The organism is Aliamphritea hakodatensis, assembly GCF_024347195.1.
Taxonomy (GTDB): Bacteria; Pseudomonadota; Gammaproteobacteria; order Pseudomonadales; family Balneatricaceae; genus Amphritea; species Amphritea hakodatensis.
This window is the reverse complement of the sequence record NZ_AP025281.1, coordinates 326835-339694: the sequence shown is the minus strand read 5'-3', so window position 1 is coordinate 339694 and position 12860 is coordinate 326835. Positions and strand designations below refer to the sequence as shown.

At 53.8% G+C, this 12860-nt stretch carries 7 protein-coding genes; 1 reads left to right on the top strand and 6 read right to left on the bottom strand.

The window, feature by feature from the left end; all coding sequences use genetic code 11:
- Positions 1–26: 26 nt before the first annotated feature.
- From PCI15_RS01485 to glyA, 6 genes are all read right to left on the bottom strand, one after another.
- On the bottom strand, positions 27–1628 hold the full coding sequence (locus PCI15_RS01485) for a methyl-accepting chemotaxis protein (RefSeq protein ID WP_271272605.1): 1602 nt from the start codon (positions 1626–1628) through the stop codon (positions 27–29).
- Between the two features lie 770 nt (positions 1629–2398).
- Entirely contained in the window at positions 2399–3043 is a 645-nt protein-coding gene (locus PCI15_RS01480) for a sarcosine oxidase subunit gamma (protein WP_271272604.1), read from the bottom strand.
- Positions 3036–6056, bottom strand: coding sequence for a sarcosine oxidase subunit alpha (locus PCI15_RS01475; protein WP_271272603.1), 3021 nt, complete (start codon positions 6054–6056; stop codon positions 3036–3038). The genes PCI15_RS01480 and PCI15_RS01475 overlap by 8 nt, the downstream gene beginning before the upstream one ends.
- A gap of 13 nt (positions 6057–6069) precedes the next feature.
- The gene (locus PCI15_RS01470) at positions 6070–6357 is read right to left on the bottom strand and encodes a sarcosine oxidase subunit delta (protein WP_271272602.1); all 288 of its coding nucleotides are present in this window, start codon (positions 6355–6357) and stop codon (positions 6070–6072) included.
- A gap of 15 nt (positions 6358–6372) precedes the next feature.
- On the bottom strand, positions 6373–7626 hold the full coding sequence (locus PCI15_RS01465) for a sarcosine oxidase subunit beta family protein (protein ID WP_271272601.1): 1254 nt from the start codon (positions 7624–7626) through the stop codon (positions 6373–6375).
- Between the two features lie 108 nt (positions 7627–7734).
- Entirely contained in the window at positions 7735–9000 is a 1266-nt protein-coding gene (gene glyA / locus PCI15_RS01460; RefSeq protein WP_271272600.1) for a serine hydroxymethyltransferase, read from the bottom strand.
- A gap of 723 nt (positions 9001–9723) precedes the next feature.
- On the opposite strand from glyA, the gene PCI15_RS01455 reads away from it, so the two are divergent.
- Positions 9724–12597 (top strand): DUF2339 domain-containing protein, encoded by a 2874-nt coding sequence (locus PCI15_RS01455; RefSeq protein ID WP_271272599.1) that lies wholly within the window; start codon positions 9724–9726, stop codon positions 12595–12597.
- The last annotated feature ends 263 nt before the right edge of the window (positions 12598–12860 follow it).

Sequence of the window (12860 nt, the reverse complement as noted above, 5' to 3'; positions counted from 1 at the left end):
TTTTTAACTATAACAGCAAGTATCGGTCAGTTGCGCAGTTTAAACCGCTGCGTCAGCTGATTCAGCTCCTGCAGGTTCTCACGCACTTCCTGAATGGCCGTTACCACCATCTGGGTTTCAGTTTTGGTTTCCGCCGCCACATTGGTGATATTCACCACCCGCTGATCAATATCATTGGCTACGCTGCTTTGCTGATCCGTTGCGCTGGAGATCATCACGTTCATCGATGAAATAGTATCCGTCGACGAGATAATCTCCCGCAGAGAATCCGCTGCCGCCACAGAAAGCTCACTGCTGCGCTGGGCCAGCTGGTTATTCTCTTCCATGGTCTTCACCGACTGCTCGGCCATCCGCTGCAATTCGCCCACGATATTCTGAATCTGCGTAGTGGACTCCTGAGTACGCTGCGCCAGCGTACGGACTTCATCTGCTACTACGGCAAAGCCACGGCCCTGGTCACCGGCACGGGCCGCTTCAATCGCCGCATTCAGCGCCAGCAGGTTGGTCTGCTCTGCAATGTCATCAATCACCGACGTCACTTTACCCACTTCGATGGTTTCATCTTTCAGCTGCTGAATCTGCTCAGAAGTACGCTGAATACTCTGCAGCATCTGCTGAACCTGCGCATCCGCCTGACTCACCACATCACCGCCATGCTTAGCCTGCTCACCGGTTGTACTGGCTGCTTTCTCCGCCTCGTTGGTGTTACTGGCCACTTCCTGAACGGTCGCAGCCATTTCGGTCATCGCGGTGGCAACCAGTTCGATATCTTCATACTGACGGGCCACACCTTCATCGGCCGCATTGGTCAGCCGGATCATTTCTTCCATATGATTTTCGGTATTTGAAGATACCCGCTGCACCACATCCAGCAACTCACTGGCATGCTCCAGCATCTCGTTATAGGAGTTAAACAACTGGCCTACTTCGTTATCCACATGGTCCACGCTAAAGCGGTGGGAGAAATCTCCGTTACCCACTTCAGACATACGTTTACGCAGACGCTCGATATTGTTCATCAGCATGGTCAGACCAAACTGACGGCCCAGTACCACCAACACCAGAATCACAATGATGCAGATAAAGGCGATCAGCAACTGAGTTCTGACGGTTTCATTGGCTGTGGCGGTCATCATGCCCACCGCTTTATTCATTTCTTTCAGCACCACCGGTGACTGTTGCTGAATCTGTTTCAGCGTCTGATCACCGGGATTTGCCACATGCTGATTAATGACGGCTTTATACGTTTTCCACAGGCCTTCGACGTGCTTCATCTGCGCCACAATGGCAGGGTCTGTAATGGGATTCATACCACGGCTGTTATCGCCATCCAGAATGGTACGGTGTGAACTTTCAAATAACTGAATCGTGCTTGCCAGTGCCGTCTGCTGCTCAATGCCGGCGGCCACCAGCATAGCTTCTTTGGCAATACGCTGGCTCAGCATACGCTGCCGGCCGGCATCATTAATCGTTTCCGGATTAATCGCCATACTCATGTACAGAGAAACAGCAGCGGTTGCTGCCAGTAAAAAAATTAGCGCATACGACAACATAAACTGAGCATTCAGGGTTTTGGCCCCCAGAAGCCTCAGTCCTTTGTCGATTCCACCCGAGATATGGCTATACATTCTTTGTCCGACCTCTTAACTTTGCGACAGCATATTATTGTTATACGGGCATCAAACTCATTCCCGGTTCAACCTGACCCGGCGAAGAATGATACGTACAAAACACGATAAGTGACGCTTACCTTTCACCGTTTCTGACAGCCCGCAACTACGCTACCGCAGAGACAAAAGCCGGATCAAGCACGTATACCTCCCTTTGATCTCAGATTGAGGAGCAAAGGCCCGTTCACTCCCTCTTTCGTCGCAACAGCGCTGCCTGCCACAAACAAAAATGCCGGGCTGTGATAGGCAGCCCGGCATGTCTTTAGCAGCGAAACTGAAGCGCATTACGCCTCGATACTCTTTCGCCAGAATCTGCCCATATTCGCAGCAGGCATGCTGTCACCACAATAAAAGCCACAGCCACAGGCAAAGCTCTGTTGAAAAGCTCTGTTGAAAAGCTCTGTTGAAAAGCTCTGTTGAAAAGCTCTGTTGAAAAGCTCGACTGAAGAGCTCTGCTGAAAAACGGCGACGGATGATCTGCCACAAACAAAAATGCCGGGCCCTTATATCAAAACAAGCAGCCCGGCATTTCTTTAGCAGCAACTAAAGCCTGTTACGCTTCGATCACCAGACCGTATTCACGGCTGGCGTCCTGCAGCCACAGCCACAGGATAAGATCTGTTAAAAAGTGCAAAGCTGCGACGGATGATCAGCCCCACAAACAAAAATGCCGGGCCCTTATATCAAAACAAGCAGCCCGGCATTTCTTTAGCAGCAACTAAAGCCTGTTACGCTTCGATCACCAGACCGTATTCGCGGCTGGCGTCCTGCAGCCACAGCCACAGGTAGTCAGCAAAGCTGCGACGGATGATCATTTCGAAACGGTCTTCACCGGTACGGCGCACCACTGCACCCGCTTTCGCGAACACAGTACCTGCTACCTTACCAACCGGGAATACGCTCAGATCGAAATCCAGCGGCGTGGATTTTTTCAGCATATCCACAACGTTCGCACCGGATACTTCAACCAGAGTCTGGCCACCGCTGACATTAACCAGCGAGTAGTGACCGGCCATTTCAGCACGGAATTTAGTTTCGTAATCAAACGCTTCCAGACCCGGAACCATGATTACCCACTCATCCGGAGAGGTCCACAGCACGGATACGTTGCCGGCGGTCACTGAAGACATAGGCTGCAGCGGCAGTGCAACGCCCAGCACGCGCTCAGCGCCTGCCAGGTGCTCCGGGTTCTCCGGATTGCAACGTAATACCAGGTGACCCAACAGGGCGTGTTCACGCAGGTGTACACCGCCCTGTTGCGGGCCTTGCTTAGCCAGTGATTCCAGATCCGCGTGATGTAACGGCGAGTAACCTGGGATGCTGGCATCCGGCAGCTGGTTCATAACCGCTGCAAATACTTCGTTATCAGACATTCTGACGCTCCCCTTTAGGATCAAGGAAGATCGGGCTGCAAATTTCAGCCTCAATGAAACTACCATCCGCCTGTGGATAGTAAACGGTTTCGCCCATACGGTTCAGACCACCTTTCACAAAGCCCATGGCAATGCTGTGACCCAGAACGGCACTGTAGTAGCTGGACGTTACGTGACCAACCATTGGCATCGGAATCGGTGCGTTCTTATCGAAGACACCCTGCGACCCTTCCGGAATCACAACCATCGGATCTTTAGTCTTCAGACCCACCAGTTGCTTACGGTTTTCACGGACGCAGTCTTCACGCTTCATACCGCGCTTACCGATATAGCTGAACGGTTTCTTATCAGACACACACCAGCTCATACCCAGATCGTGCGGGTGCACGGAACCGTCAGTATCCTGACCGGCGATGATGAAACCTTTCTCAGCACGCAGCACGTGCATGGTTTCAGTACCGTAAGGTGTCAGGTTGTACTTCTCACCGTGTTCGAACAGTTTTTCCCAAACCTGCAGACCGTAGTTCGCCTGAACGTTGATCTCGTAAGACAGTTCGCCGGTGAAGGAAATCCGGAATACCCGTGCAGGTACGCCGGCAACGGTGCCTGCTTTCCAGTCCATGAAGGCAAATGCTTCGTTGGACAGGTCGATATCGGTGCAGACTTCTTCCAGCAGCTTACGGCTGTTCGGACCGGAAATAGTCATCGTCGCCCAGTGATCGGTCACCGTGTTGAAGTAAACTTCCAGCTCAGGCCATTCGGTCTGATGCCACAGTTCCAGCCACTCGTATACCCGCGCTGCACCACCGGAAGTAGTGGTCATCAGGAAGTGGTTTTCACCCAGACAGGTGGTTACACCGTCATCGAAGACCATACCGTCTTCACCACACATCAGACCGTAACGGCACTTACCGACAGGCAGCTTGGCCCACGGGTTAGTGTAAACACGGCCCAGGAATTCACGGGCATCTTTACCCTGAATATCAATCTTACCCAGTGTGGATGCATCCAGAATGCCCACGCTTTCACGGGTCGCCACACATTCTCGGTTCAGCGTTTCCTGCATGGTCTCGCCCGCTTTCGGGAAGTACCACGGACGCTTCCACTGGCCAACGTCCTCGAACTTAGCGCCGTTTTCCAGATGCCACTTGTGCATCGCGGTGTAACGTTCCGGATCAAACAGTTCGCCACAGTCACGGCCAACCATCGCACCGAAGGTTACCGGCGTGTAGTTAGGACGGAAGATAGTCGTACCGGTTTCCGGGATGCTCTTGTTCAGCGTCTTGGCAGCAATGGCCATGCCGTTGATGTTACCCAGCTTACCCTGGTCAGTACCGAAGCCCATCGCGGTGTAACGCTTAACGTGCTCGATAGATTCATAACCTTCACGACACGCCAGTTCGATACCGGACGCAGTTACGTCGTTCTGGTAGTCAACAAACTGCTTAGGCGCAGCGGCAGTCGGCTTGGTATGCGGGATGTGGAACAGCGTCTGAACAGGGCCTTCAGCCACGTCTTCAGTCGCAGGCACTTCAACCGCTACCGCATCCAGATTCAGGGAAGCAATCGCGCTGTTCGCGGCTTCAACACCTTCACCCAGTGCTTTCGCTGTGCTGTAGCTACCGTTAATTGCACCGGCAACCAGCTGCTTCTGAACAGTCGGGCCAGGCAGGAAGCCAACAACTTCTTCGTTCCATACCGGGCGGCTGCCCGTGTGGCACGACAGGTGAATAACCGGGCTCCAGCCACCGGAGCTTGCCACAGTGTCTGCACTCAGACGCTGCACAGAACCGGAAATAGTGCTGCCATCGCTGCTGATCGGTGCAACGCTGACGCCGGACACACGCTTGCTGCCCTGAACTTCAATCACTGCAGAACCGGTAATGATGTTGATGCCCAGTTTACGGGCAGCATCAATACGGTCACCGGCAGGCGACTGACGGGTATCAACAATCGCCACCACTTTACGGCCTGCTTCAGCCCAGTCGATTGCCGCCTGATAAGCGTTATCGTTGGTAGCCATCAGTACCAGCTCGTTACCCGGTACTACACCGTAACGGTTGATGTAAGTAGAGACAGCATTAGCAACCATGCAACCCGGTACATCGTTGTTCGCGAATACCAGCGGACGCTCGTGCGCACCTGTTGCCAGGACAACCCACTTAGCACGTACACGGTGCAGACGCTGACGCACCTGACCGGCTGGCGCAAGATCAGCAATGTGATCGGTGCGGCGCTCGTGAATCGTCAGGAAGTTCTGATCGTGATAACCGTTCACAGTAGAACGTGGCAGAACCATTACGTTATCAGCCGCTTCCAGTTCAGCCGTCACTTCAGCAACCCATTCAGCTGCCGGCTTACCGTTCAGCGTTTCTTTGCTGCTCAGCAGGCTGCCACCGAATTCGCTCTGCTCATCAGCGATGATGACGCGGGCGCCACTGCGTGCAGCGGTTTGCGCAGCTGCCAGACCCGCAGGGCCTGCGCCGACAACCAGAATGTCGCAGTGCTGGTTAACTTTATCGTAGGTATCCGGATCGGTTTCCAGTGGCGAACGGCCTAAGCCGGCAGCCTTACGGATCATGCTTTCATAGGTATCCCACATAGACTGCGGATACATGAAAGTCTTGTAGTAGAAGCCTGGAGGCATCATCTTGCCACCGACCTTGCCCAGCAGGCTCATGATATCGGTGTCTACGTTCGGCCAGCCGTTAGTCGCCTTGCTCACCAGGCCGTGGAACAGCTCTTGCTGAGTGGCACGTACGTTAGGTACCTGAGTGGCTTCAGTTGCACCCAGCTGCATTACCGCATTCGGCTCTTCAGCACCGGCGGCAACGATACCGCGCGGGCGGCTGTATTTAAAACTGCGACCAATTACGTCGATGCCGTTCGCCAGCATCGCAGATGCCAGTGTATCGCCCTGAAAACCTTTGAATTCTTGACCATTGTAGGAAAAGGTTAAGGACTTGGAACGGTCGATGCGGCCTCCGGACTGGAGGCGGTTTTTCTGTGTCATGAATCCGCTCCTGTTAGCTGTCAGCAACGACAGACGGCTGTTCGCCGATCTTATAAATTTCTTTGATTTCGTAAGTCACGGTGTCGCGGGTCATATTGAAAAACTTACGACAACCGGCAGCGTGTACCCACAGCTCGTGGTGCAGACCACGCGGGTTCTTACGGAAATACAGGTACTCACCCCATTCTTTATCGGTGCAGTTATCCGGATCTAACGGACGCACAATGTGTGCCTGACCTTTCGGGTGAAACTCTTCTTCTTCGCGGTGCTCGCCACAATGCGGGCAGTAGATATAAAACATATCAGGTCTCTCCCCTTAGTGCGCCACACCGGCAGCGCCGTGCTCGTCGATCAGTGCACCGTTATGGAAACGGCGCATATCGAACGGCTTGGACATTTCGTTCGCTTCACCTGTTGCCAGCATGTCTGCAAAGACATGGCCCGCACCCGGTGTCGCCTTAAAGCCACCGGTACCCCAGCCACAGTTAAAGAACAGATTCTTAACCGGTGTCGGTGTAATCAGCGGACAGGCATCCGGACAGGTATCTACGATACCGCCCCACTGACGGTTCAGACGGACCCGGCTAAAGATTGGGAACATCTCAACAATCGCCTGCATGGTGTGCTCAACGGTTGGGAAAGAGCCGCGCTGGCCGTAACCAACATAGCCATCGATACCCGCACCGATAACCAGATCGCCCTTATCGGACTGGCTCAGGTAACCGTGTACGTGGTTAGACATTACAACTGTATCCAGGATCGGTTTGATCGGCTCGGATACCATTGCCTGCAACGGGTGAGATTCCAGTGGCAGCTCGAAGCCGGCCATCTTGGCAACCACACCGGAGTTACCGGCTACAACAGACCCTACACGGTCTGCCATGATGTCACCGTAGCGGTTGGTCTTCACGCCTACAATGGTGCCATCTTCAATAATCAGGTCCTGCACTTCGGTCTGCTGAATCAGATCAACACCGAACGAGTCCGCACCACGGGCAAAGCCCCATGCAACCGCATCGTGACGGGCAACACCGCCGCGTGGCTGCCAGGAAGCACCCATGATCGGGTAACGGGCATTATCGGAGCAGTCCATGTGTGGCACGATTTCTTTAATGGTTTGCGGATCAACCACTTCACCATCAATGCCGTTCAGACGGTTAGCATTTACCCGGCGCTCGATATCACGCATATCCTGCAGGGTATGACCCAGGTTCAGTACACCACGCTGGGAGAACATGACGTTGTAGTTCAGATCCTGTGACAGACCTTCCCACAACTTCATGGCGTGCTCATACAGGTGAGCTGCTTCGTCCCACAGGTAGTTAGAACGTACGATAGTGGTGTTACGCGCAGTGTTACCACCGCCCAGATACCCCTTCTCGATAACCGCTACGTTGGTCACATTGTGGTTCTTCGCCAGGTAATAAGCCGTCGCCAGACCATGACCACCACCACCGATAATGATGACGTCATACTTCTTCTTTGGCGTAGGGTTGCGCCAGGCGCGCTGCCAGTTCTCATGGTGACTCAAGCTGTGCTTAAACAGCCCGAAACCTGAATAATGCTGCATATCATCAGCTCCGATTTGTTGCCTGGTCGGTCGCAGGGATCTGCGCCAGGCCTCTTAGATTACAAAACCGGCTCCAGAACAGGAGCCGGCATGAAGAGTAAGGAGAGCTTACTTGTACGCTGGGAATTTAGCGCACAGAGCTTCTACTTTACCCTGAACTTCAATAATTTCTTTTTCCAGTGCTTCAGGCTGGTTCAGAACGTCCAGCAGATCAGCGATCCAGCCAGTCAGTTCACGACATTCAGCTTCACCGAAACCACGGGTAGTCACTACCGGAGAACCGATACGCAGGCCAGAAGTTACGAATGGAGACTGTGGGTCGTTAGGCACAGCGTTCTTGTTCACAGTGATGTGAGCACGGCCCAGCGCAGCATCTGCATCTTTACCGGTCAGACCCTGTTTGATCAGGCTCAGCAGGAACAGGTGGTTCTGCGTGCCGCCGGAAACAACTTCGTAGCCACGTTCGATGAATACTTCAGCCATGGCAGACGCATTCTTCTTAACTTGCTGCTGGTAGTCTTTGAAGCCTGGCTCCAGTGCTTCTTTGAAAGCAACTGCTTTCGCCGCGATGATGTGCATCAGCGGGCCGCCCTGGCCACCCGGGAATACAGCACCGTTCAGCTTCTTCTCCAGATCAGGGTTAGACTTGGCAACGATCAGACCGCCACGTGGACCACGCAGGGTTTTGTGAGTCGTTGTCGTTGCAACGTCAGCGTAAGGAACCGGGTTAGGGTATTCGCCAGCAGCAACCAGACCGGCAACGTGTGCCATGTCAACAAACAGGTAAGCGCCAGACTTGTCAGCGATTTCGCGGAAACGCGCCCAGTCAACAACACCGGAGTACGCAGAGAAGCCAGCCACGATCATCTTAGGCTTGTGCTCCATAGCCAGCGCTTCAACTTCATCGTAATCGATTTCGCCGGTTTGCTCGTTCAGGCCGTACTGAACCGCTTTGTAGATCTTACCGGAGAAGTTTACGTGAGAACCGTGAGTCAGGTGACCACCGTGTGCCAGGCTCATACCCAGAACAGTGTCGCCCGGCTCGCACAGCGCCATGTAAACCGCTGCGTTTGCCTGAGAGCCGGAGTGCGGCTGTACGTTCGCGTAGTCAGCACCAAACAGCTCTTTAGCACGTTCGATCGCTGCCTGTTCAACAACGTCAACGTATTCACAACCGCCGTAATAACGCTTCTCAGGGTAACCTTCAGCGTATTTGTTCGTCAGAGAAGAACCCTGAGCCTGCATCACGCGTGGGCTGGTGTAGTTTTCTGAAGCAATCAGTTCGATGTGATTTTCCTGACGCTGAGTCTCTTTCTCAATCGCCGCCCAAACAACATCATCATAACCCTGAATCTGGTCATCTTTTGTAAACATTGAAGTCTCCTAGCCTTACAGCCGAGTAACAGTGAGAGCACCTTCCGCTTCAGCGAAATGAATACGTCTCAAATTTTAATTTATTCTTATTGTCCCCTGCTCATGGCTGAGCAATTCGGCGACTTTCGGGAGATAAACACAGCATAATCTGCGTAGCATCAGTGGTAGGACATCGAAGACAACTCCCAATGCTGCCAATATTAACGCCCTCACGCCTCAACATATGCTTGTACACGTCGCCCGGGTGCGAATTTACGACACCCGCCGTAACGCCCTCAGAAACGGGGCAATACGAAGGGTCTGCAGCACCGGACAAAACACGGCAAAAACATATTCAGGGACAGTTCCGAAGCAAATGGCCTTAGTGGCTGAACCTCCGGTATGGATAAAATACGACAATTAATCGGAGCAAAATTGCCAGTTTTCACCACACAAAGATCCTAAAAGAACCGCTTTGCGGTGATTAAGCAGTCACCGCAAACGCTCTGAACCTGACCATTCAGGTTTGCGCTGAGACCCTACTCACAGCGCGGCATAATTATAGCGGTTGCCACCGGGAAAATACGCAAAAACTCATCCTTATGTATGAATATTTCCCCGGATAACATGAACAGATTCAATCGACATAACAACAGCTTGCACAGGGATAATCCCCCGCCGGCCAGCGAAGTGTTATATTGAACGGCACACGCAGGATAAAACCGTTACACAGGACGAATAACGATGCTATGGATACTGCTGATCAGCGGCGCCGTGCTGGGGCTGTTAATGCTGGAGATTCCCGGTGCGGTCATCGGTGCACTCATCGGTTATTTATTTGCCAGCCTGTTACAGCAAAGTAAACGGATCAAAACGCTGGAACAGCATGTGGTACGGTTGACGGCAGAACAGCAGAAAACCCAGCCTCAGCCTATCCCGCACCCGGCCGATCAGGCTGAAACCGACGAACCGGCCGCTGATACGGAAGCAGCCGCAACACCGGTTGTTCTGGATGCGCCGGCCAAAATACCGGCACACAAGATTACCGTCACACCGAAAACACCTGACACCACGCCGGTTATCGTTACTGAAACGGCTCCGGCTCAACCCGCCACTGAAACAACAGCCGCAGACCCCTGGACCGGACAATCCCGGCCGGCCGCTGAAGACACTGCCACAGCAACAACACATACCGCTACAGACGCGCCCCCGCAGGGAAATCTGTTTACCCAGCTACAACAGGGAATTGTTAACTATTTCACCCAGGGTAACCTGAGTATCCGGATCGGCATCATCGTCTTGTTTTTCGGCATTTCCTTTCTGGTTAAATACTCCATCGACAACGCCCTGCTGCCCATCGAATTCCGTCTTACCGCTGCCGCCGCCGGCGCAATAATCATGCTGACCATTGGCTGGAAACTCCGCCTGAAACGACCTGATTACGGCCTGATTATGCAGGGCGGTGCCATCGCTATTCTGTATCTGCTGAGCTTTGCCAGCTTCAAAATGTACGCCATTATCGGTGCCAGCCTGGCCTTCCCCCTGTTAATTATGCTGAGCATTCTGGGCATGTCACTGGCGGTTATTCAGAACTCAAAAGCCCTTGCAGTCACCGCCATCACCGGTGGTTTTGCCGCCCCGGTGCTGGCTTCCACCGGCAGCGGCAACTATGTGGCACTGTTCAGCTATTACAGCGTACTGAATCTGGCCATTTTTGCCGTTGCCTGGCTGAAATCCTGGCGGTTACTGAACGTCACCGGTTTTTACTTTACCTTTGCCATCAGCCTGCTGTGGGGCGTGGACCGTTACCGCCCGGAGATGTTCAGCAGCGTCGAGCCTTTTCTGATCATTTTCTTCCTGATCTATCTGACCATCGCCGTGCTGTTTGCGACGAAGCAGCCGCCCAAACTGCGCGGCCTGATCGATGGCAGCCTGGTATTTGGTTTGCCAATAGCAGCCTTCAGTTTACAGGCCAGTATTGTCAGTGACTTTGCCCATGGCCTCAGCCTCAGTGCGCTGGTGCTGGCACTGGTGTATCTGACGCTGGCCAAATCGCTGTGGCAGCGTCAGCACATGCGTCTGCTGGCAGAGGCTTTCCTCGCCACCGGTGTAGTATTCGCCACACTGAGCATTGCATTTGAACTGGATGGCCGCTGGAGTGCCGCCGTCTGGGCGGTTGAAGGCTGTGGACTGATCTGGATAGGTTTACGCCAGCAACGGCGGGCACCAGTACTGTTTGGCTGCATTATCCAACTGGCCGGTGGCGCACTGCTGCTGGAAGATTATCACTACAACTATGCGGATATGCCGTTCCTCAACGGCCACTTCCTGAGCATTATCATGGTCGCCCTGCCCGGTATTATTTCTGCCTGGTTACTCAGCCAGACACAACCGAAATCCTTGGGACTTTCCGATAAAATCCGGCGGCCAGCCGCAATGGGCTATCTGATCTGGGGGTTAGTCTGGTGGTATGCCGGCGGCCTGATTGAAACCGAAACATTCGGCAGTTTTGATGAGATCCGCATTGCGGTGCTGTTTTTCGGCCTCTCGGCATTGCTCTGGTTAGCGATGACACTCTGGCTGCGCTGGCAACTGTTCAGCTTTGCCCTCTGGTTGCTGATTATTCCGCTGCTGCTCTGCGCCGCCAGTACGCTGATTTCCTACCTGTGGAACAGCCCGGCGTATCATTTCCTCAGCCTGAATAATTTCGATGCCTGGCTGCTGGCATTCACTGTTCTCTATTCCGGTCTGCGCTGTAGCGAGTTACGGGGCTTTAGCCTGCGCTGGCCGAACGGCCTGCACAGTATCAGCTACCTGCTGGGCAGCCTGATTCTGGCGTTTGAGGTTTACTGGCTGCTGAATGACAGAGAAACAGCTGATGCCTGGACCCTGAGCCTGCCGGCGGTGATCCTCAGTCTGGCACTGCTGCTGATCAGCGCCAGATCCCGCTGGCCCTTTAACCGCTGGCCGCTGGCATACGCAACTGTCGCCGCCTGCGGCCTGATGCTGATACTGGCCTGGTGGTCAGTCATCGATAATTTCTTACAAGTTAATCTGGCTGCGCCGCTGCCGTATCTGCCGCTCCTGAACCCAGTGGATCTGGCTCAGCTAATGGTTCTGCTCAGCGGCCTGCACTGGTACCGCCACAGCCATCCGGCCACCACTCTGAACATAGACACATCGCTGGCAGGCTATCTGCTCGGGGCATTCTGCTTCATCTGGTTCAATGTGATGCTGTGCAAAACCCTGCATGTGTACAGTGGCGTAGCTTATCGCCCGGACAGCCTGCTCGGTTCGGCCCGGGTGCAAATGGCCCTTTCCATCAGCTGGACCATCATCGGCCTGAGCCTGATGGTCACCGCCTCACGGCTGCTGAAACGTCAGATATGGATTATCGGTGCCGCGCTGATGGGCGTGGTGGTTGCCAAGCTGTTTATTTTTGACCTGTCTGACCGTGGCACGGTAGAACGCATCGTGTCGTTCATCGTGGTGGGCCTGCTGTTACTGGTTGTCGGCTATTTTTCACCGGCACCGCCGAAACAGCCAGCGGAGGAAAAACCTGACAACGCTGCGGACGGCAGCGCTGCGCAAAAGTACCCGCACAGCCCCGATATCTGACAGGCAGATGGCCGGTTTTCAGGCAGCACACCGGCCTTAGCGCCGCCGGAAATTCAGTCAACCGGTTTACTGGCGGGTCACTAAAATGCGGAAAATGCCGGCCGGATGACCTGCATCAAGGCGTAATAACCATCTACACTGCAAGGTAGAGCATTGTCCTGCGATACCCTGTTCACAATGAGACCCGAACAGGTTGTTTACCCGCAGAGAATCATTGAAGATATTAGCTGCAGTCTGTACCGGTGATCAGTTGAGAACACAGC